Raw genomic sequence first — 23,370 nt, forward strand, 5'->3', positions numbered from 1 at the left:
TTCAGGTATCATGCGCTCTTTCTTTTCCTCCGGCATAAGGCAAGAACATGGAGCTGAATGCACTGACCGCAGTGTCTCCCATCGATGGACGTTACGGTGATAAGACGCAATCTCTGAGAACCATTTTTAGCGAATACGGGCTGATTCGCTTTCGGGTGGCAGTTGAGGTTCGCTGGTTACAATCCCTGGCGGAGCATGCTGATATTCAGGAAGTCCCTGCCCTGTCGGCAGAAGCCAATCAATTACTGGATGCCTTGGTCACCGATTTTTCCATGACCGAAGCTTCTCGTATCAAGGAAATCGAGCGCACCACCAACCACGATGTTAAAGCCGTAGAGTACCTGATTAAAGAGCGTTTTCAGGGCAATGCAGAACTGTCTGCCATCAGTGAATTTGTTCACTTTGCCTGTACTTCCGAAGACATCAATAACCTCTCCCACGGTTTGATGCTGAAAACCGGCATGGAAGACGTGGTGTTGCCAGAGATGCGCAAGATTATTGCCGCCATCGAAAGTCTGGCAAAGACCCATGCTGACCAACCAATGCTGTCACGCACCCACGGTCAGACTGCTTCACCAACCACCCTTGGCAAAGAGATGGCCAATGTCGCTTATCGTCTGAAGCGTCAGATTCGCCAAATTGAAAGCGTTACCCCAATGGGTAAAATCAACGGCGCCGTTGGTAACTACAATGCACACCTGTCAGCTTATCCGGAAGTGAACTGGGCAGATCATGCCGAACAGTTTGTCACCAGTCTTGGTCTTGAGTTCAACCCTTACACGACACAGATTGAGCCTCACGATTACATCGCCGAACTGTATGACGGCATCTGTCGTTTCAATACCATTCTGATCGACTTTGATCGTGACGTGTGGGGTTACATTTCTCTCGGCTATTTCAAGCAGAGAACGGTTGCTGGTGAAGTGGGCTCCTCAACCATGCCGCACAAAGTCAATCCAATCGATTTCGAAAACTCCGAAGGCAACCTGGGTATAGCCAATGCCATCATGCAACATCTGGCAGCCAAGCTTCCGGTTTCCCGCTGGCAGCGTGATCTAACGGATTCTACCGTGTTGAGAAACATGGGCGTCGGTCTTGGTCAGAGTTTGATTGCCTACGCAGCGACGCTGAAAGGCGTTGGCAAGCTGGAGGCCTCCCCTGCCCGATTAAACGATGATCTCGACAAAGCCTGGGAAGTTCTGGCAGAACCCATTCAAACCGTAATGCGTCGCTACGGCATTGATCAGCCTTACGAAAAACTCAAGGCACTCACCCGTGGCCAAGATGGCATTACCAAAGCTACCCTCGCCACCTTCATCGAAGGACTGGAATTGCCAGGCAGCGTTAAAGCTGAATTAAAAGCAATGACACCGGCTTCCTATATCGGTAACGCGTCTGAACAGGCGCTGGCCATTGAAAGCCACTGAACATCATGAAACCTTCCGCTTAAACAGCGGAATCAGTGCTATCAATACAATATAAATTGCCACCATCACGGTGAAGCAATAAACAAACGCCAGCATGGTGGATTGCTGATGCAACATGGCAGCCATCTTTTCCAAAAACACCGTGCTGGTGACTTCCATACCTGACCATTTAGCATAATTCTGTAAAATCGGATTATCTGCGGTCAGACTTCCTCCCAAACTGTGCCACTCTTCCTGCTGAACATAGCTGAAGTAAGTATTGATGATAGCGATGCCGATGGAAGAACCAATGGTTCTGCAAAGGTTGAACATGGCAGTGCCACCAGGCACCCAATCTGCAGGCAGCGTGGCAAAAGCCAGTTTTGACAGCGGTGCAAACACCAACCCCATCCCTGCCCCTTGAATCACTGACGGTAAAATAAGCCAGAATTCATCCACTTCCAGAGGGTACTGGCTCATATGCCAAACACCGACCGCGTTCAGAGCCAAACCAAGCAGTACTAACCAGCGCGTATCCACCTTATCCATTAACGGTGCCGCCATCATCAGCACAATGGCTGACGCTATGCCTCGGGGCGCCATCATAAAACCTGCAGTCTGAACGGGGTAATTGTACAATTGCTGAAGCAGCATGGGCTGAAGCTGCAAAACACCAAATGTCCCCACAGCAAACAAGCTAACCACCAAACAGGAAATACCCAGATTGCGATTCATCAGCATCCAGGCTGGTGCAATATCTCCCCGGGTTTTGCAAGATCGAATGATAAATGCAGCAATCATCAACACGCTGGTGATGGAGGAAAAAAGAATAAAGTTCGAACTGAACCAGTTTTTCTCATTCCCCTGGGACAGCACCATCTGCAACAAACCAATACCCAGCGCCATGGTCGTAATCAACAGCCAGTCCATTGGGGCTTCTCCCTGATTGCTAATCCTGATATTTCTTAAAATCAGCAATACGCACAGCGCACCAACAGGAAGGTTGATGTAAAATACCCAGCGCCAATTGAGATGCTCCGTCAGAACACCGCCAATGGCGGGCCCCAGTACCGGCCCAACCATCACACCAATGGCAAAAATCGCCATGGCCTTGCCCTGCTCCTCTTTGGGATACACCTGTATCAAAACCGATTGACTCAAAGGAATGACAGGCGCCGCAAACAACCCCTGCAAAATCCTGAATACAATCATTTCCATTAACGAGTCGGCCTGACCGCACAGGGCGGAAAACAGAATAAAGCCCAAAATGGAATAGAGTAAAAGATGTCGCTCACCCAGCCGGCGGGTCAAAAAAGCGGCCAGAGGAATACAAATCGCTTCTGCCATGGCAAAGCTGGTAAGCACCCAGGTAATCTGTTCGGAAGTGGCTCCCAGCGCTCCCATCATATCCGGCAAAGCGACATTGGCGACGGTCATGTCGATCAGCACCATTAACGACGATGTAATAATCGTAATGGTCACCGCGGCTCTGGTGACATTATTGACCATGGTTCACCACTGCACTGCCAGCCCTTTTTTTTGCCGACGCTTCAGTAACAACAGTATCGACAGCCACCGTATCGACAACCACTGCAGCACTTGCTCCGACTCTGAGCGGTTTGTCATCATCAGCATCCAACCGAATGCTCACCGGAAAGCGCTGAGTGATTTTGACCCAGTTCCCCGTCGCATTCTCTGGTGGCAATAACGAAAACGCACTGCCACTGGCTGGAGAAATTGATTCGACGACACCTTTCATTGGACTATCCGGGTACATATCCAATGTCACACTGGCCGACATACCGGGTTTAATACGAGCAAGGTCGTCTTCTTTATAATTGGCCTGCACCCAGAAACTTCCGGCTTCCACCAAGGGAAACATGGCCTGCCCCATGCTAACCACACTGCCCGGATGCACATTGATCAACCCCACCTTGCCATCCACGGCGGCGGCAATATTGGTATAGGAAAGGTTCAAGGTGGCGGTCATTAAATCTGCCGCCGCGACTTGCACGGCCGGCGCATCTTTACCGACGGTTCCCTGCTCGGCAACCAACTGTTCCATATGTGCTTTGGCACTGGTGACCGTTTCCCGCGCCGTCGTTAATGCCGCTTTGGCATTGTCACCATCTTGCTTGGGAAGTACTCCTGAAGCTACCAGCGTCATGGTGCGTTTGAAGTTTATCTGGACTTTTCGAAGGTTGGCACCAGCAGTAACGACATCAGCACTGGCCGCATTAATCGCCTTGCTAGTCGCCAGATTCTGCTCTGCTGCCACCTCATAGGCTGCGCGGGCTTTTTTCAGTTGCGCCTCATAAGGGGCAGGATCGATTTGAACCAACAATTCCCCTTCATGTACATAATCATAATTGCCAGCATTAACTGTGCTGACCATGCCGCCCACCTGGGGAGAAACATAAATGATATTGCCGTGAACGTAAGCATTATCGGTGCCCGGATATTTTCGCTGATGTTCGAGGTAAAACCAGGCTGCAATACCCAGAGCGATAACCAGTAACAAACTGATTACCCAGTTCTTAACGGAGTGGGAAGACGTGTTTTCCATTTAACAACCAGACAGGACAATGAACGGGGAGGTTTGAAGGCAATCAACTAAACAATTGAAGGATCCAGAAAGCGTAGTTCAGGTCGTGACTGTGGTCGACTAAAAAACAGTGGTCGTCTGCTTATGATAAGAGGTTTTCGTAAAAGATCTGGTTCCCATGCTATGAGGTTGTCGCAAAACTCTCGATAAGTACGTGGAAGGAAGAGTGCTGAAAACAGCACTCTTTTACGACATGTGACAGGTTTTTACTTGGAGGTTTGCTGCGCTTTAAACTCTTTTCTGCGCTTATGGAGAACCGGCTCGGTGTAACCATTAGGCTGCTCACAACCTTGCAGCACCAATTCCAGAGCCGCCGTAAAAGCAACACTTTGATCGAAGTCTGGCGCCATCGGTTGATAGGCACTATCACCGGCATTCTGCTGATCAACCACCACAGCCATACGCTGCATAGTTTCCAACACCTGCTCTTCTGTGCACACCTTATGACGAAGCCAGTTAGCAATGTGCTGACTGGAGATACGCAGCGTTGCCCGATCTTCCATCAAACCCACGTTGTTGATGTCCGGTACCTTAGAGCAGCCAACACCCTGATCAATCCAGCGAACCACATAACCCAGAATGCCCTGGGCATTGTTATCCAACTCTTTCTGGATCAGCTCTGGCGTCAGGTGACTGGTATCCGACAGTACCGGAATCTCCAGAATATCATCAACACTGGCTTTCTTACGGCTGAACAATTCATCCTGAACCGTTTGAACATTCACACGGTGATAATGCACGGCATGCAATGTTGCACCATTAGGCGACGGAACCCAGGCGGTGTTGGCACCGGACAGAGGATGAGCAATCTTTTGCTCCATCATCTTGGCCATTTCATCGGGCATGGCCCACATGCCTTTACCAATTTGCGCTTTGCCCGGTAGCCCTGCTCTTAAACCGACATCGACGTTTTGATCTTCATACGCCTGAATCCAGGTGGATTGCTTCATCTCACCTTTTGGAATCACCGCGCCGGCTTCCATGCTGGTATGAATCTCATCGCCAGTACGATCAAGGAAGCCGGTATTGATAAAGACAATGCGATCTTTGGCAATGCGGATACATTCTTTCAGGTTAATGGAGGTTCTGCGCTCCTCATCCATAATGCCAACTTTCAAGGTGTTAGCCGGCATATCCAAAGCAATTTCGATGCGATCAAACAGCTTGCAGGTAAACGCCACTTCTTCCGGACCGTGCATCTTTGGTTTTACGATATAGACGCTGCCTTCACGGGAGTTGCGACGCCCACCGCTTTTCTGCAGATCGTGCATGGCGATCAGTGAGGTAAACATGCCATCCATAATGCCTTCAGGAATCTCATTGCCCTTAGCGTCCAGAATGGCATCGTTGGTCATCAAGTGTCCGACATTGCGAACAAACATCAGACTTCTGCCCGGTAATGTCAGTTCACCACCGTCCGCTGCCGTATAAACCCGATCTTCATTAAGCTGCCGGGTTAACGATTCACCGCCTTTGACGAACGTGTCTTGCAAGTCACCTTTCATCAAACCGAGCCAGTTGCGATAAACCAGTGTTTTATCTTCTGCGTCTATCGCAGCAACCGAATCTTCGCAGTCCATAATAGTGGTGATGGCCGCTTCAACCAGCAAATCCTGAACGTTGGCGGCATCACTCTTACCAATAACACCTTCAGCATCGACCTGAATTTCAATGTGTAAACCATTGTTTTTAAGGAGAACGGCATCAGGCTTGCTGGCTGCACCGGAAAAACCCACGAACTTTTCAGTGTCTTGCAAAGAGGTAACAGAACCGTCTTGCAAAGAAATCGCCAGGTTGTTTTCCAGCACCTGATAACGAACGGCATCAGCATGGCTACCGGAAACCAGAGGGGCCGCATCATCCAACAACTGACGACCAAATTCGATGACCTTCTGACCACGGATCGGGTTATACCCTTTTCCTTTCTCAGCACCACCATCTTCGGAGATGGCATCGGTACCGTATAAAGCGTCGTACAAACTGCCCCAGCGCGCATTAGCAGCGTTTAGAGCAAAACGGGCATTCATAACCGGCACAACCAACTGAGGGCCCGCTTGAAGAGCGATTTCACTGTCCACGTTTTCCGTCGCAATGGTGAAATCACCGCCGTCTGGCAGTAGGTAACCAATGTCTTGCAAAAAGGATTTATACGTCGCTTTGGTTTCAGCATTGAAGGTGTTTTTACGATGCCAGCCGTCGATCTGCTCTTGCAATTGATCACGACGGGCAAGCAATGCCTTGTTTTCCGGAGCCAATTCGATGACCAGCGATTCCAGGGACTGCCAGAAGCGATCTGGCTCAATGCCAGTACCTGGCGCAATATCATTGACCAGTAAATCGTGTAGGGTTTTGGCAATCTGCAGGCCACCCTTCTGGATACGTTCAGTCATCTGTGCCTCACTTCCTGATTGTCGTTATTGTTGAATTAGGAACATGAAACCCTCAGAGGATAGCCAAGCTTATAGCTAGTCCAAATGCAGGGTATATTCGGCACGATAGTATAGAAATAGGTGGATAATGCCAATCAGCAGGGGTTATGACGGGTATTTTCAATATGAATAAGAGCGCGTTAAGTAGAAGTAGCCCGCTCTTACGAAATTATGATGTCATTTGCTGATAGTACTCTGTCAATTGTCTTTTCCACTGAAGATCAACTTCCTCTGCAATATCATCTGCTTTCCCCTGCCTGTTTTGTAAGCCAAAAAAGCTGAGAACAGCAACATCGCTGGCAATCTCCTGCTCTAAATCCTGATCCAGTTCAGGATACTTCATATCATCAGGTTGCGTATCGATAACACGTTGATACACCTGTTGACATATACTCATTTGCCTCTTCATTTCATGGTTAGAAGCAACACGTCCAGAAACGCTTTCCGTTGGAAATTCCTGCATTGACTCCCATACAAACAATGCAAACATTCGCTTATCCAACGTTGAGATCTGGCAATTCTCAAGACTGCTGTTCATATCGATAATAAATCGAATGTAGTGGTTCTCTTTGAGAGCTTTGTCATTTTTTATTGTCGCTGTGGAAGTCAGTCGTGCTTTTTTTACATTTTCAGAGTAACTATTCTCATTATTTGAGGAGTACCGCCCGTGCTGACGCAGCTCACTTAATAACTCCTGATAACAATGCTTACGAACCCTTTCCGAAGTTAGAGGATCTGGTTTGAATGGCCGCAAATCCTTGATGGATTGCCACGAGCTTTTTTTCTGCTTAATCAGCAGACAACGCGAGATCATGTGCCCATCGTGCTGCTTACTAATAAATTTGAGCGCATTGACCGCCAGTACATTCAACATACTTCTTATGAAATGAATCCCCAATTCATTCTCTGGCTGCATTTCACCTTCAATCGCTGTAAAAAAATGCTGCTTATGAATTGCACCGGCAGCATGTACATCGCTTCCCTTCAGGCATACACCTGAATCGTCCGTCAGATCGAAGACATTTGCATATCTTTCATGTTCTGGTCCAATTTGAGAATGGTAAACATCCTGAAGATAGCTTTCGATAAACGGTTGAGGAAGCGTATCCAGCAAATATTTAAAATGACTTGATAAGTCGTAGTGTGTCAAAAGAATAATGTTCAGCTTATCTGCATCAGTCCAGAATTTGGATACTGTGGTATCGTCCGTATGGCTCTTCAAGAAATCGACTACATCCTGCAATAAATCAGGAATGAGCTCATAGGCACTTTGCAGAAAATCAATATTAACTTGGTGGCTCTCATTTATGATTGATTCATCACTGGATGAATCAATCATTCGCCCTGCATCTGCTTTATAGCTGGGAACCATAGTTCGATTATTTTTCCAATGCAGGAAGATGTTGGCCAGTTCCATTTGTCCATAGATAGCATTGCCAAGCGTATTAAAACTATTAGCGATGCGAGCCTTTTCATCAAAAAGCGAAGCATTCACAACACTATTGATCGTTTTACGAGTTTTTGCTGATGCCCAAGACTGACTATCCTGCTGCCCCTGATTATTTTGATAAAACCAATTGCTTAATTTTCCAGCTAGATGTTCACTCCAGGAAGTGTTTTCAAGAGGTGATGAAATAGTGCATTGCTTGCTACTATGGTTGCATACCATAGAATTGGCATCATAAGTGGAATAGTATTTTCCATCTTTTCCAAGGTTTACTCCAAAACCATCAGGCAGTTTACCATGATTTTTTTCATACAATGCCAATACCTGATTCCACGACTGAGCTTTTGTACCGGGCATGGTTAACGGATGTAAATCACCCTGTCCCATTACTGCAGTATCTTTATTCCAACGGTCCAGGGCTCTGCCGCCCAATTCGTGAACCGAGTTCAACGCTATTTTTCGTTTAAGCCCTCTTCTATTTGGTTTCTCCTGGGTCAGTTCGTGACGAGCTGGTCTGCTGATACCCTCACAGGGTGCTTTCTGATTCCCGCTGATTAATTGGCAGGCTTTTTCATCATTGCTTCGAAAGGAAACTGCGACTTGCCCTGGCTTGCAAGCCGCCATATCTTTATTACAGCTGCCAAGAACACTGGTTTCTATTGTAACTTTACTGATATCAGATCTGTTTGGCTGGCCTGCCTGATGCTGGGTACTGTCAGCATACTGATTCCACAGTTGCCCGCCCATTTTGATCAGCACAGTTCCACCCAATATCATTTTACGGGGTATTTCAGCAGCTTTAGCACATAGATACGCCATATGGTTAAAGGGGGAACCAAGCCGCATTGCAGAGTTTCTGTCAAATTCATCCCCCACACTTAATAAACGTCTACCAGGCATGGTTTGCCTTTCTGGTGTTAATGTCGTGTTTGCCACTCCACCCTCATCCACAATGGCTTGAATGGACAGTTGGCTTGTTACAAACGCTTCAAAGACAGACCGTGGAAGAGCAAGAGAATTTTTAAGCAGGTGGATCAAATCCTCCTTTTTCAATAGTTTTGAAGATTGTTCACAGAGCATGATTAATCGAACCAATTTATCCAGACCATGCTGACTTTCTTCAGCCAATCCAACTTCTCTGCAAGGCTGATATTGCCCATGGTTTAGCTGGTATTGAGTTACTAATATCTGATAATTCTCAGCATCGCCCTGGGTCAGGTCGTCTGGCCCAATGCTGCCTTCATCATCTTCACTACCAGTAACATCCAGTAACTGCCCCAGGATCACTTTCCAGTATTCACCATAACGGCTGGCGACAGAAATAGAACTATCAAGGCGCTCTTTGACAGTTTCTAGTGATACCAGGTGATTTGAAGTCAAGCATTCCTGAACATTTTCAGTTACAGCTGAGCTGATTGGTGTGATAACAAAAGTTTGCTTCGCATGCCCACGGTTTGCCTGAATAACATAACGCCCTGGCGGCAGTTGACCATGGACTCGGACACTGCCCGGTGGTTGGCTAATGTGTTCCGCAGGTATTGTGGTTATTACCCCCCCCCGATCATGCCCATCAGCAGTAAATAATCGCTTCAAGATTTTGAATACACCTTTGCTTGGATCGACCGGTTCCCGAAGGTGCAGCACTTGCTTTCGCTGGAAAAAATCATGATTCAAGCGAGCCAAATATCTGTATCCAGCACTAATTACTTCGCCGTCTTCATCCACTGGATAAAAGTAAAGCATGTAATACGTATGCGCACTAGAGCTGTACCGACTCATCTGCTTCAGATAAGCGTCTGAAAAAATGATTTTCCGCCTGTTTGGAATTATCTGTAATTCAGGTGAGTTAGATGAGTATGTTTCAGTTTCTCCTGTCTCATGATTAACGACCTTCTGCAAACTGATAGTAGTCTCCGAATTATGCCACGGAAGCATAGCATCGATGCCGACAATACAGGGGGCATCATCACAGGTATCAATGGCCTGAAACTGATGCTCAGATGAACTGAGAAAAGCGCCTTGTTTCACTATCTGGCCATCTGGCCCAATAACCGGGCGTTCTGTTGGCGTCATCGGCGTTCTGTTGCCAGAATCCATAATCGGAATGAGTCGACTCTCTCCAGTAATCTGTTGAAGTGCTAGCCGATAAACGTGTTTTCGCATCTCAGAAGAATAGTGTCGCCAGGCCCTTGGAGTATGAGGGTGATCAATGTCACCATTAAGTGATGACAGAAGTGCGCCAACAGATATCTGGCGTAGAATCAGCACATGTTCATTCGAGCCCGATACTTCATAATAAGTAAATGTCTGACTGTCGAGAAAGTCCTGATTTTCAGCCGTGCGGGTAGTTTGAATTTGCTCAAAAGTCAACGTTGGCACAACATCATCATAGGTACTGTGAAAGCTTTCTATATTTTTATCAGCTGCGTCATGACGGGCATGTCGACAAGTACCGAGAATATCTGGAACTGTTACAACGGAAGATTCAAAAGCATGTATCGACGGAGCTGAACTAGCCTCTTCATCGGTCGCTTCATAAAGGTTGACTGCCGGGGATGACTCACTGCTTTTAAACTCAACATCCGGATACAAGTGAAGAATATCGACTAATACCTTACCTGTATTTGTTGTGTAAACACGAAGATTCTGCTGCTGAGCCTGAGCTTTTTCAGTACCTTCTACTGGCAGGTTTTCACGTTCCAACCCTATATAGGCAGGCTTAACCCGTTTTCGATATTCAGGGTCAAGAAACTCGTAGATTGATGTCACCTCATCACGATACCCTTCATCGCCCTCTTTTAACATGAAACCACTGAACTGATTTCGTGCTTCCTGCCAATTCAAAGTGCCATTATGTGCTGCATACAAGGCTGTTGTTTTAAAGAATTCATGTGTTGCTGCTTCCTGACGTTTTGCCTCAAAGACAAATGAGGTGATGGGCTGCTCCAGTGCTGAATAAATAGGCTCAACCTTGGCACGGCTTTCGGCCTCCTTGGCTGCCTTCAAACCTGGAAACTCCCTGTTAAGTTTCGCTCGTTCCTGCATTCTTTTACGAAATTTCTGCTGAGGGCTTAACCCCTGCCATGGGTAGCGTTTATTGTTGATTTTCCTTAGCTCTTCCTGACGATCCAGTGTTTCGAATATATATTTCTGATTGATCGTATTGATCGCCCGGAAAGCCAGTGCCATTTTTTTATGCTTGGTGTTTAAAGTATCTAACACTGAAGAGGTAATCCCAAAATATGTCCCGGAAGCCAATACCTCTTGTGATTGCCCCTCCGCATTCTTGGTGATGACATAAAAATCCACTCGTCCCTTTGTCGTTTCACCCTGCAACAGTTGGTCAAATGCTTCCTGCTCTGAGTCGGTAGATACGGGCATATCTATTTTTTTATAAGAGGCTCGATACAGCACTGTGCCATCTGGAAAATCAAAACGTGCGTGCCCAACTCCCAGCGTCGGATCGGAAGCAATATCGTGCAACGCCTCAAACGCTTGTAACCCGGGTAGAGGAGACGCCGGCACTGCCATCCAGGGTACAAATCGATCTTTTATTTCATGGAGTCGTTCCAGGGCGAGCTCGGGAGCAATTTTTTGCCAGGCCATGGCAGCAGGAAAGAAGAGGGAAAGATAACTCATTATGTCATCCACCGTAGTCAGCCCCTGCTCATAAGTCTCTTGCTCCATCCACTTACCAATGTCCTGAGCAAACTGGAGGCCGATGGTGACGCCATAGGTAATTGGCAAAGCAGCATTCGAGCATGCCCCCAGTAACCTCACAGCTACTTTAGGAAAGAACTGGAGAGCCCTGATCAGGCTGGCAGAACTGTACCCGGGGTTTATCCAGTTTATTCTGGTGCTTGGCAACAGCCTTGCTATTGGTGATGTCGCAGGAAACACTCTCGACGTTCCGGTCCAACGGAGATTTTTCAGTATCTTCAGTTCAGACCTTGCTGCCCTGAAACCTGCAGAGGCAGCAACGGTTTCTATGCCGGGAAGGTCTTCGAAAATAACTTCTGGATCAACAAAATCAGCTTCATCAGCCGCGTTTTCTGTTTCAGTATTAGTACCTTCTTCGTCTTCAGGTCTTCTGGAACAACCTCCATCAATGCTTTTCTTACAACGAATTTTCACCTTCTGACCACCAGCTTCAGAGTCCTCAACCTCTTCTGCCTCTGTGTTTGGAATAAGTGGGTGGTTCGGTACATCTGGAAAATCAGGCATTTCAATATCTTCAGACTGCGGGTTGGCCTCAGGCTGGGAAACTGGCTCAGGATTTACAGGATCAATTCCCAATTCTTCAAGGACGGCATTCACCTCTTCATCAGTCACTTCTTCATCAACCAGAACGCCTCTGCCCGCGCCTGAATCACCCGCACTGGATATACGACTACTTACCGATTTATAGATACCTGTCACTGCAGCACCAAGAAGCCCGGCTCCTCCCAATGAACCCAGTACAATTTCTGTGGTGGATGAAGTGCTGGAGGAGGGTTTAGTAGCGAAGTAATCATTCATCCGGACCAACAGTGGTTTAATGACCGGATCATTCATGATCCCGGCAAATATCGGATTAACCTCCGGACTCAACAACAAAGATTCCGAACTCATATCCAAAACCTTTTTTATCCCGTATCTGGCGATTATTTTAGCTTCATCCGTTAAGGTAATACCTTCAGAACTACTGACGCCAGCCGGGAGATGCCCGGTCAGAGAGAAGAATAATGAACCAAAATTACGAAGCTCATTCATCAGAGCCTGTTCGGCCTGTAATTGTGTTTGATCACTGCTTGTTGCCGAAGACTGTTTTTTAAAGCCTGAAAGCCAAGAGGGTAAAGATTTTTTTTCCGCAAGAACACCTAGGAGATTCTTCTGCATCTGAAGTTGTTCATCGGCACTGAGTGCTTTCTTACTTCCTGTTGATGCCGAGTCGGAAACAGAAAGCTTTTCATGATTGGTGTCAAGTCGACTTTTGAACTTCTTTACTTGCTTTTTAAAGGTTTTTATTAAACTAGAAAAACGGGATGATCCAATCTTGTTTTCAGGCAAGTCCATCATTGACACTGAAAGTTCTGTAACACTTTCCAGAAACTGAGCATCAAACCCGTTAATGAACTGCTGGTCAGCCAGCTTTTCGATGACATTAAATACGCGTGAAAACTCATTAATAACATTCTTTACCAACATAATAACTGATTTATCAGGCAAAGCGCCCGTGGTCTCACATTCATTTATTGCAGTCAATATTTCACGAACTTGATAATCCAGAGGATCACTGGAAGAGACTTTCTCCGGATTAGGAACCTGTTTCTTTTTTGCGATATTAGTAAATGCATTATAGATTCTATTATCTTTTAGTTTACTAAATAGCTGCCTGTAATTTTCGAGTCTTCGTTTCTGCTCAAGAACAGGCACTGTATCGAAAGGCGCTCTGGCTATATCAGCTAAAGAAAGAGGGTTGGATGGGAGTATCTGTAAACGACTAATCCTTGATATTATCTCAGGAGTCAGCTGTATAATATTGAATTCCTGAGGGTGAGGATTTTCTAAATCACCTGTCTCTAATTTATCTAGTCTATCACCTACATGCACATCAAACAAATGTGCATGTGTTAGCAGAAATTCCAAACTATCTCCTGTCAGCGAAGTAATCCCTGAGTTTGAATCTTCAAAACACAAAGTTACACTACCATCGGCATTTTCTGTGACAGAGCCGATAGTTTCGTGCCCAGCATCTCCATAGTCTAAATGAATCATAAACGTTAATTGACTGATACTGCGCCCTGATTCAAGCGCTATACGTTTTGCTATTTTGTATTCCTTGAGCATGTGTCGCCCAAACCCAGAGGTGCTCATATCAGAAGTATTAATATTAACTGAAGGTAAATCTGAAATATCAGAATGTATTTCGTAGATATCTTCTTGCAATTTCTTTAAGAAATAGCTCTGAATATCAAAACCCTCTTTTACTAAAAGGTTTTGAACCCTTGATATACTATTAGATAATAAAATCCGACCTTCCGTATCAGTACTTTCAAGCATCATGTTGTGTTCCATTATTCCTAACCGAGAAATCAACTGAAGAATATTTGCAGTCGATAAAATTGGCTGCGTTTGAAAACTACCTATTTCAATAGCAGAGAATACATTTTTGTAATAATTTAGGTTTCCAGCGATTGCTTGAAGCAAAGCGGTAGCAAAACAATTCCCATCAGCATCTTTCTTTAGCTCAGAAAAATAAAATGGATTCCCCATTATAACAAGATTATATAGATTAGACGCATCGATGGAATTAATTTCCGTAACCACACTAAAGCTATCATCAAGCATGCTGGTCAATTGAAACTCACTTTCCATTGATTCCTTCTGAAATTTCTGTAGTGCTTTTATAGGGTTTGATGCCATATATGAAACCATTAACATCATGCTGGATACACAGGATTTTTGACCAGCTTGATAATAGTCATTACGTGAAAAGCACTCTTTTGTATTTGAAAGAAGGTTATTTTGAGTCTGTATATTAAATTTTTTCGCTTCTATTGCTTCACTCAGAGCCTGATCATCGACATCCCATTGATGTTCAGAATCATCATTATTACCTCGAAGCTTATTTAAAAAATGCGTTAAATAATCTTGATAGCCTCTGCAATAATCTGAAAAACCATTGGAATAAGGCTGTTGAAGCAATTTATCCATAGATGCTTCGATTGTACTTTCTAGTTGCTGCTGATCGTCTTCAATACTTCGTTTTTTTCTACCCCCTGATGTTTCCAAAGGGGCAAGACTTGATACGCTATTGTTAATATATTCAAGCAACTGCTGATACCCGGCTGAAGCATTATCCTCGTTTATACTCGCCAGACCTTTTTTGTAATTTCCTATTAATACTCTTAAAGTCGAGAGTTTAAGATAAGCTTTTATTATCGGAAGCGTATTAAGCAAATCATTAATCTCATTTTCAGAAACATTGGTAATTATATCCCTGTTGTTTTTTATATAGTTATCTACTTGAACAGCCCAGCGTTGATTCACTACGCTATTTAACAAATCATCAATAGCTTGGCGTTCTGCTACTATCATCATCACATTATGCGATGGTGTTGCTGATGTGGTTAGATTTGCGTGTAGATGAGCTTCATTAACAATCTGGGTAGTCCGATCAATATTTCGCTGCATCATAGAGACCTGATTCAAGCTTCTATCTACACTCTTCAAGTTGGGTAATAAAGCAACGATCTCCTCGCCTTCACTTGAAGGCAAATCTTCGTTAGTGACTGAAGCTACCTCAGGAGAAATTCCTAACTGCGAGCAGCCCAATTCATAAGCATTGATCAGAGCGATCATATGAGATTGCGAATCCGCAAGTGTTTCCCGTTGTCCATTGCTGGTTTTACAAGGTCTTGAATAGGACCGGCTGGAGAGCATGCGACTATGTACAGCTATTCGTTGTTCCAGAGCCTGCCCCACCTTGATAAGGTCGCTCAATATGCCTGCACTGTCTGCGTTCGCCTGAGTCAGGCTCGCTAAAAACCCTTTTCTACTATCAGTCGCTAAATCAATGGCTTTCAGATAGCTCTGCAAAGATCTAAGCTTATCAGTAACAGGGCTTGTAGAAGGTTGTGCATTCTCAATCTGAAAACGCTGAGGAATCTGAAAGTTCTTAAGATCTTTACAAAATGGACTGGTCGTTTTTTTTCCGCTGACATTCGATGTATCGGTACTGGCGTCAGGCAACTGTCGGGTTATTTTCCGCTGGGCTTGTGCGGATTGTTGCTGCAACTGGTGAACCGTTGCAAGTTCATTATTTTTTTCGGCGGTAGAACTGTTAGCCGATCTTACTGACCTTGTTCGTGTGTTCTCCGGCACAACACCATTGCAGCGCTTTAACTGCCTGCTGAGTGCAACCAGTGTGCATTTTTGGGATTTATCACTTTTGTTATACGCGCGACCTTTACGAGTCCGGCAGGGTTTATGTCGATGCCCCTCCATAAGCTTTGTTTTTCTATCAAACAGTGCTGCATCTATTTTTTTGATGGCTGCACTGCACTTTTTCAAAGCCTTGTTGTTACTTGATAAGTTACCATTATTAACGACAGTTAATGTGTTGCTGATTCTATCGGTCGCGCTATGATAGCGTTTCTCAACCTTATGAGCTGATGCACGAGTGCATTTTCGGGCTCGTAACCCATGAATTAACTGGCAGTGCTTGCTTAATTTAACGTTTCTCCGTGACGCTCCCAGTCTTTTTGCCTTACCGGACTGCTCCTGTTGAAGGCTGATCGATGATGAAAGTACAGGATTTAGTCCAGCTGCAGATGTTGTTAGCATAATGATTTCTCTCTACCTGTTACAGGCTTCTCGCTTACCTGATTCAGTCAAGTTACGCAATAGCTAAACAGTAGTAGGAATAGGAAACCAGAATAGAAGTTAGCGTTATAAAAATATTTGTTTTAGTTGAGATGGCTGTTTATCGTCAGAATCACTGTCCATAAAAAAACCACTTTTTGAGAGTGGTTTTTTTTGGTGTGTTGGTGAAGGATTGTGAGGTTTTCAGTCTTCCAGAAGCCTTTCACTTTGCTGTTCAGAAATCAGCATGTAATAGGACTCTGCCATAAATTCTTTGCACTCTTCAGCTACGTCGTAAAGTGCGTGTTCGGTATCAAGATCACTCAGCCAGTCCATGTTCTTCTCCTTCAATCCCACTGATTTTTGTATTTCTTTATTTGCTCAAAAAGCGTTGAGAGCCAGCCAGACATCTCATCAGTCACTTCTCAGTAACGTGGAGAAAGTAGAACATATGTTCACATCGATTAACAGATATATTTATCGCAAATGTTAACCGATGTGAGATCGTGTGATCACTGACAGTTATTGATGGATTTGATGATCTGACGCAGCCATTGATGGGCAGAATCATGGTGCAGTAGCGGGCTCCATGCCATGGACAAGTCGAAAGACGGAATTTCAAAGGGCGGAGGCACCACGGCAATCTTTGTATTGAACCGCTCCATCTCTGCGAGCCTGCTCGGCAGTGTGGCGATCAAATCATTCTGCGCACTTAGCAACATCGCTACCTGATAGTGCCGGGTGAAAACGCTGATTTTTCGTTTTTTCCCAGCCGCCGCCAGCGCTTCATCCACCCATCCAAGCCTTTGCACATCTTCTGGGTTAACACCAACACCAACGCCCATTCCAGTCTTACTGGCCCATATATGTTGAGACTCCAGATAAGTCTCCAGCGTAAAGTTTTTAAGTATTGGATTATCTTTACTGATTACACAGGAAAAATCGTCCTGCCAGACTCTGAGCTGATGGAACGACTGGGGTAAGCTGGCGAAACGGTTAATCGCCATGTCTACCCATCCCTGCTCAACATCGTGAAAACTGACGTCACTGGGCGTCAATATATCCAAGGTGACATTCGGCGCATTGGCACGTACTTTTTGTAACACCATGGGAATCAGCGTGGATTCGGCATAGTCCGAAGCCATGATCCTAAATACCCGCTGACTGCTTTCCGGCACAAAATCTTCTTTGGGCTGGATGGTTTTCTCCATGGCCAATAACGCTTCACGGATAAGAGGCTGTAGCTCCAGCGCTCGTTCTGTGGGTGTCATACCATCGCTGGTACGAATCAATAATGGATCACCAAAAAGCTCCCTTAGTCGTCTAAGGCCATTGCTCATGGCAGGTTGAGTTATACCTAACTGTTCAGCTGCCCGGGTCACATTGCGCTCCCTTAACAGTACATCCAGATAAACCATCAAATTCAGATCAACGCGTGCAATATTCATTATGTAAATACCCGAGATAACTCTTATAAATTACCAGAATTAAGGCTTTGTGTTTAGCATTCAATCGTGAAATCAAACGCATGTTTGAATCTGTAGGTCGTATAATTACACCTCGGTTTTGGAGGAGAAAAATAAAATGGCTCAATACAACCGCGCTGAAGAAATTGCCCGCATCGAGAAAGACTGGGCAGAAAATCCACGCTGGAAAAACGTAAAAAGAACCTACACGGCAGAAGACGTTGTTCGTCTGCGCGGCTCCGTAAAAATTGAAAACACACTGGCTCGCCAGGGCGCTGAAAAGCTGTGGGATCTGGTTTACGGTAATCAATCCAAAAAAGGTTATGTCAACTGCCTGGGCGCGCTGACCGGTGGTCAAGCTGTTCAGCAGGTTAAAGCTGGCATCGAAGCCATCTACCTGTCTGGCTGGCAGGTCGCTGCGGATAACAACTCCGCCAGCACCATGTACCCAGACCAATCTCTGTACCCGGTTGACTCTGTTCCTGCCGTTGTTAAGCGCATCAACAACAGCTTCCGTCGTGCTGACCAGGTTCAGTGGAAAACAGGCAAGCAGCCAGGTGACGAAAACTACGTTGAAATGTTCGCACCTATCGTTGCGGATGCTGAAGCCGGTTTCGGCGGCGTTCTTAACGCTTACGAACTGATGAAAAGCATGATCGAAGCAGGCGCTGCCGGCGTTCACTTTGAAGACCAGCTGGCTTCTGTGAAGAAGTGTGGTCACATGGGCGGTAAAGTACTGGTTCCTACTCAGGAAGCCGTACAAAAGCTGACCGCTGCTCGTCTGGCGGCTGACGTGGCTGACGTTCCAACCATCGTTCTGGCTCGTACCGACGCTAATGCCGCAGACCTGATCACTTCCGATTGCGACGCTTACGATGCACCATTCCTGACTGGCGAAAGAACACCAGAAGGTTTCTACCGCACCAACGCTGGTATCGATCAAGCCATCGCCCGTGGTCTGGCTTACGCACCTTACGCTGACCTGCTGTGGTGTGAAACCGCAACGCCTTGCCTGGACGAAGCGCGCAAGTTCGCTGACGCGATCAAAGCCGAATACCCAGATCAGCTGTTGGCTTACAACTGCTCTCCTTCTTTCAACTGGAAGAAGAATCTGGACGACGCCACCATCGCCAAATTCCAGCAGGAACTGAGCGACATGGGCTACAAGTACCAGTTCATCACCTTGGCTGGCATCCACAACATGTGGTACAACATGTTCGAACTGGCGCATAACTATGCTCAGGGCGAAGGCATGAAGCACTACGTAGAAATGGTTCAGGAGCCTGAGTTCGGTGCTGCTGAGAAGGGTTACACATTTGTTGCTCACCAGCAGGAAGTGGGTACCGGTTACTTCGACGACATGACGACCGTGATTCAAGGTGGCCAGTCTTCTGTAACAGCTCTGACCGGCTCTACTGAAGAAGAACAGTTCTAATCAAACAGAACTGCTGATAAAAAGCCCGCTTTAAGCGGGCTTTTTTATGGAACCCAATAAACACAGGTCATTTCTCGTTATACCTAGGTGATGTCATAGGCTCATTTCATACTGGAAGAGACTGAGAATAGCGCTTCCTTAAAAGTTGACTATCTTTCATAGAGGATTTTGCTTAACTATTTTTATGCAGTCACCATTATAAATGATCAACCTGTCAGCCCCCTCGCCCCTTCCGCAGTATGAACTGTTGCTTCAAGCCTATGAGCAAATAGAACCTTATATTCGAGAAACACCCCTCATTAAATCTGAACGTCTTAGCGAGCTAATTAATGGAGAAGTCTACATAAAAGCGGAATCGTTACAAAAGACCGGTGCTTTCAAATTTCGCGGTGCTATCTTCAGATTACTAAACCTGAGTTCTGTTGAGAAAAAACAGGGCGTTATTGCCTACTCTTCAGGGAATTTTGCCGCTGGGCTAGCCGCTGCCGGGCAGCTGTTAAAGGTCAATGTCACGCTCATCATGCCCCATGATGCCCCAACTGCAAAAGTGCAAAATGCACAATCTTACGGAGCCGAGGTCATATTGTGTCACAGTACAGAACCATCCCGGGAAGAAGCTGCAAGCCTTCTGGCCCAGAAAATGGCCATACAATATGAGAAAGTTCTTCTCCACCCTTTTGATGATCGGCAAATTATTATTGGCCAATCTTCTGTCTCGATAGAATTGTTCAGGCAATTAGCAGCGATGAAAAAACACTGTCAACATCTACTTTGCCCCACAGGTGGCGGCAGCCTGGTTGCCGGCGCAAGTCTGGTAGCGCCAGAGGCTTCAAATATTTGGGCGATAGAAGCGGATGGCTTCCAAGGTATGGGGCTTTCCCTCCAGCATAAGACCCGAACTCGGGCTAAAGGCGCCGGTAACTGCGAATGTGATGCGCTGATGGCATTGGAACCGGGCAAAGAAAATTTCAATATTACCTTACAGACAGGGGTAAAAGGTTTTTCGGTTACACACCCGTACATTCGTGAAGCCGTGAGGTTGCTGTTCAGCGAATTAAAACTGGTGGTTGAACCCAGTGGCACCGCCGGAGTTGCAGCCCTTCTTGAAGCTCCCCGGCTATTTAAGAGAAGCACCGTTGTTGCAATCGCCAGTGGTGGCAATGTCGATTCAGAAAAGTACTCTGACATTCTCTCCGTAAATTGGGGTAAATAAGTGCAGACTGGCAAACCATCTGCCCATTGTCACTCTCCACCCACTATTCCACACCAGCCCCCCATTCAAAATGGTTCTGTTAAGTGCTCAATCATTGAAATTTCACCCATTAATCATGTTCAGCAAAAGTCTCGTAATGACGTTATTCCTGATACTCAAATTATCAATAGATTTGCCCAAAAAACCAGTGACGAAATCATTAGTCACACACTCCTATCTTTTTCAGAAAAAGCCTCTGACGCTCACGTCTTAAAAGGAAAAACTAACCCCAACCAGGCCGAAATGGAGAAAATAACAGAACACGATGACTCGGAAATCATGGGTTGCAAGGAAGCTAATGCAGAAGTAACCACGATATGCATACCTGAAAAAGCAGAAAATAAAGATACAGTGACTTCAGCACAACGTGACAACGATCCACAGAGCCTATCCAGATCGGATTCTGTTGCAGACTTACTGGATGAATTAAATGCAGACGAAGAAGACCACACAGGCTCGTTAAGCTCAACAGACATTCGGAAAATTATCGGCAAACGAATGCTATGGAACTCCCTGATGGGTGTGACTTCTGCCGATGTTATAAACGACTTAGGTTACCCTAAGGCCGCAGGCTGCTGCATCTTGCTTAAGACGACAATAGGCTTTCTGGATGGAATGAACCGAATTGGGCAAAGCTGCCCTGATCAACAGACAGGCTTTTTAAAAGCCTCGAGGCGACTTCACCAGTACTTACATACTATCAGTGACTGTATCCCCGATAACTTTCGGGGTTATTTATCAAGACTGTATTATTTTTGTCCACCCACAGCCATGGGGTTTGCCATTGCTGCTGACATCATCCGTCATCTTCATGATGCCGGGATTATCACCGCATCAATGGCACAGGTGGTAGCCGGCCCTGCAATTATTATTGTTATTCCTGCGGCAGTAATGGCGATCGCCCTGCTGGTTCGCCCTGACTGTTTGAAAGATGAAACGTTATCAGAAACGCTTGGGCACATAAAAACAATCATTAAGAGAGTGTTTATCCATTCGGGAATTGGCACCATTCTTGGCGATATTCTTGGCTATACAGGACACCCAGTCGCTGCCGCTGGGTTTATCCTGTTGATGGCAATGATAGGTGTACTCTCTGGTTTGGATGAATGCGGAGAAAATTTGGAAAAAAAGGCAGGTTCAATAAAAACAGGACAGCATTTTTATAATGCCTGCTTAACGATGCATCAGCACTACCGGCCCCTGCAGTCAAAGCTACCGACAGCTTATCTGCAACAGTTTCATAAAAGCTATAAAGAAGCCGCCGTTGCCGGAACGATAGGCACCATTGCTGCAGATACTCTCTCCTATTTTGGCAAGGCCGGAAGTCCTATGATTGTTGCAAGCAGTGCTGTTGTTGTGAGCGGCTGTACGTTCACAGGTGTGTTATGGTCGTTCAAAGATCGATTCATGCAATTGTTTGAACCAATGACTGCACCCGTTTCACCGTTCGTTTATTCAAACCTTAATAACATCGACATTATCTAGAGGTTATCGTAAAACGATCGTACTCAGCGATGTCTGCTACTCAAAAAGACATTATTAATATGATTGATCAGTACGCTGACTTCGATTGGCTTTTGTAGGTAATCATCAGCCCCTGCCTCACGACAGCGGATTTCATCTTCCCTTAGCGGACTTGCGGTCAACATCACGGCAGGGATTTCACGAAAGTTATCCTGACTCTTCAGCTGGGTTAACAGTTCATAACCATCAACTTCTGGCATCATAAGATCCAATAAAATCAAATCAAGCGGTGGGCTTTGATTCAGGAAATCGATAGCCTGATGCGCATTTTCAGCCAGATGTACTTTAAGTCCTTTGCTCTCCAGCAGTCTGGAAAAGGCAAAGCTGTTCCTTAAGTCATCATCCACCAGCAGAACCTCCTGCCCACAAAAGTCAGGTGTCGTATCTACATTACCCGCTGCAACAAAGTTACTGTCAGATTGAGCACCTGCAGAACTCTGTGGAACCAGTGTGAGAGGAGGGAGTGTTAATGAGAATGTAGCCCCTTTACCGGCTTCGCTGTCCAAACTTAGCTGCCCACCGAGTAAGTGAGTCAGTTTTCTGGAGATTGATAAACCAAGCCCCGTACCACCATAACGCCGACTGGTGGAACCATCAGCCTGTTTAAACAGATTAAAGATGGTTTCGTGTTTATCTGCAGCAATGCCTACGCCATCATCACTTACATCAAAGACCAGACCTTCTGACGTATATTGGTCATCCAGTCTCCAGGTTTTTTTATGGATTCTTAGACAGACAGAGCCGTTTTCAGGGGTGAATTTGAAGGCATTGGACAAAAGGTTTTTTAAAATCTGTTTGAGTCGTTTCTTGTCCGTGTGTATTAGATCCGGCAATTTCGGTGCACAAACCACCTGGAACTCAATCTTTCTTTCTTTACTGATCGGCATAAACTGATCGTATAATCCTCGCCATATATCCCCCAGCAGCACATCGTCTTGATAGATACTTAACTCCCCTGCCTCGGCTTTCGACATATCCAGAATGTCTTCAATTATCTCCAGTAACTCATTGGCACTGTTATAAATAATTTGCAGGGATTGAAGTTGATCATCACTCAGATTGCCTTCGTGATTGCCTGTCAACATGCTGGCCAGAATCATCAGGCTATTGAGTGGCGTTCTTAACTCATGGGAAACATTGGCCAGAAACTGTGACTTGTGCTCGCTGACTTTTTCCAGTTCCGCTGCCTTTTCCTGCAGCCGCAGATTCGCCTCTTTCAATGCGGTTTGTTTTTGCCGAAGGGTATTTCTGGAGTCTGCCAGTCGTTGATTATTCGCCTCCAGCTCCGCTGTACGCTCTTCCACCTGATGCTCGAGACTTTCAGCTAACTGGGTTAGTTCTCTATTTCGCTGGTAGATTTCCCGGGTTTTTTGTTCGGCAATCTGCTCAGCCTGCAGCCTTGCCTGCTTTTCCCGCTCGTATCGCTTTTTCCAGAGTTCACCGTCCATGATGTGATCCTT

11 protein-coding genes are annotated in these 23,370 nt (G+C 45.8%); 4 read left to right on the forward strand and 7 right to left on the reverse strand.

Going from position 1 to position 23,370, the window contains the following annotated elements:
• Window positions 1-47: 47 nt before the first annotated feature.
• Window positions 48-1,427 (forward strand): adenylosuccinate lyase, encoded by a 1,380-nt coding sequence (gene purB / locus AKL11_RS23170; protein ID WP_067522495.1) that lies wholly within the window; start codon window positions 48-50, stop codon window positions 1,425-1,427.
• Window positions 1,428-1,430: 3 nt separating this feature from the next.
• Here the strand turns inward: purB and AKL11_RS23175 are convergent, their stop codons facing one another.
• The 6 genes from AKL11_RS23175 to AKL11_RS23195 form a co-directional block, all read right to left on the reverse strand.
• Window positions 1,431-2,915 carry a DHA2 family efflux MFS transporter permease subunit gene (locus AKL11_RS23175; RefSeq protein WP_067522497.1) on the reverse strand — a complete coding sequence of 495 codons (1,485 nt, stop codon included), beginning with the start codon at window positions 2,913-2,915 and terminating at the stop codon, window positions 1,431-1,433.
• On the reverse strand, window positions 2,905-3,972 hold the full coding sequence (locus tag AKL11_RS23180; RefSeq protein WP_067522500.1) for an HlyD family secretion protein: 1,068 nt from the start codon (window positions 3,970-3,972) through the stop codon (window positions 2,905-2,907). Before AKL11_RS23180 ends, AKL11_RS23175 begins: the two co-directional genes overlap by 11 nt.
• Window positions 3,973-4,217: 245 nt before the next feature.
• Entirely contained in the window at window positions 4,218-6,401 is a 2,184-nt protein-coding gene (locus AKL11_RS23185; RefSeq protein WP_067522502.1) for a malate synthase G, read from the reverse strand.
• 208 nt (window positions 6,402-6,609) lie between these two features.
• Window positions 6,610-16,215: a hypothetical protein gene (locus AKL11_RS23190; RefSeq protein ID WP_067522505.1), complete on the reverse strand. Its 9,606-nt coding sequence runs from the start codon at window positions 16,213-16,215 to the stop codon at window positions 6,610-6,612.
• A gap of 222 nt (window positions 16,216-16,437) precedes the next feature.
• On the reverse strand, window positions 16,438-16,569 hold the full coding sequence (locus AKL11_RS26535; protein WP_281180458.1) for a hypothetical protein: 132 nt from the start codon (window positions 16,567-16,569) through the stop codon (window positions 16,438-16,440).
• A gap of 176 nt (window positions 16,570-16,745) precedes the next feature.
• Window positions 16,746-17,681, reverse strand: a complete 936-nt coding sequence (locus tag AKL11_RS23195) for a LysR family transcriptional regulator (protein WP_067522507.1) — start codon at window positions 17,679-17,681, stop codon at window positions 16,746-16,748.
• A 136-nt stretch (window positions 17,682-17,817) separates the two neighbouring features.
• Here AKL11_RS23195 and aceA point away from each other — a divergent pair, with 136 nt between their 5' ends.
• The 3 genes from aceA (at window position 17,818) to AKL11_RS23210 (ending at window position 21,871) form a co-directional block, all read left to right on the forward strand.
• On the forward strand, window positions 17,818-19,134 hold the full coding sequence (aceA, locus tag AKL11_RS23200) for an isocitrate lyase (protein WP_067522509.1): 1,317 nt from the start codon (window positions 17,818-17,820) through the stop codon (window positions 19,132-19,134).
• A gap of 202 nt (window positions 19,135-19,336) precedes the next feature.
• On the forward strand, window positions 19,337-20,347 hold the full coding sequence (locus tag AKL11_RS23205) for a threonine ammonia-lyase (protein WP_067522512.1): 1,011 nt from the start codon (window positions 19,337-19,339) through the stop codon (window positions 20,345-20,347).
• Entirely contained in the window at window positions 20,348-21,871 is a 1,524-nt protein-coding gene (locus tag AKL11_RS23210; RefSeq protein ID WP_067522514.1) for a hypothetical protein, read from the forward strand. It begins immediately after the preceding gene.
• A 23-nt stretch (window positions 21,872-21,894) separates the two neighbouring features.
• On the opposite strand, the gene AKL11_RS23215 is transcribed toward AKL11_RS23210, so the two are convergent.
• On the reverse strand, window positions 21,895-23,358 hold the full coding sequence (locus tag AKL11_RS23215; RefSeq protein ID WP_067522517.1) for an ATP-binding response regulator: 1,464 nt from the start codon (window positions 23,356-23,358) through the stop codon (window positions 21,895-21,897).
• Window positions 23,359-23,370 lie beyond the last annotated feature (12 nt).

This window comes from Endozoicomonas ascidiicola, assembly GCF_001646945.1.
GTDB classification, from domain to species: Bacteria; Pseudomonadota; Gammaproteobacteria; order Pseudomonadales; family Endozoicomonadaceae; genus Endozoicomonas; species Endozoicomonas ascidiicola.

Bases quoted from the DNA above. Each gene is read 5' to 3' on its own strand.
- purB (WP_067522495.1), top strand. From the start codon at position 48: ATGGAGCTGAATGCACTGACCGCAGTGTCTCCCATCGATGGACGTTAC.
- AKL11_RS23175 (WP_067522497.1), bottom strand. From the start codon at position 2,915: ATGGTCAATAATGTCACCAGAGCCGCGGTGACCATTACGATTATTACA.
- AKL11_RS23180 (WP_067522500.1), bottom strand. From the start codon at position 3,972: ATGGAAAACACGTCTTCCCACTCCGTTAAGAACTGGGTAATCAGTTTG.
- AKL11_RS23185 (WP_067522502.1), bottom strand. From the start codon at position 6,401: ATGACTGAACGTATCCAGAAGGGTGGCCTGCAGATTGCCAAAACCCTA.
- AKL11_RS23190 (WP_067522505.1), bottom strand. From the start codon at position 16,215: ATGCTAACAACATCTGCAGCTGGACTAAATCCTGTACTTTCATCATCG.
- AKL11_RS26535 (WP_281180458.1), bottom strand. From the start codon at position 16,569: ATGGACTGGCTGAGTGATCTTGATACCGAACACGCACTTTACGACGTA.
- AKL11_RS23195 (WP_067522507.1), bottom strand. From the start codon at position 17,681: ATGAATATTGCACGCGTTGATCTGAATTTGATGGTTTATCTGGATGTA.
- aceA (WP_067522509.1), top strand. From the start codon at position 17,818: ATGGCTCAATACAACCGCGCTGAAGAAATTGCCCGCATCGAGAAAGAC.
- AKL11_RS23205 (WP_067522512.1), top strand. From the start codon at position 19,337: ATGATCAACCTGTCAGCCCCCTCGCCCCTTCCGCAGTATGAACTGTTG.
- AKL11_RS23215 (WP_067522517.1), bottom strand. From the start codon at position 23,358: ATGGACGGTGAACTCTGGAAAAAGCGATACGAGCGGGAAAAGCAGGCA.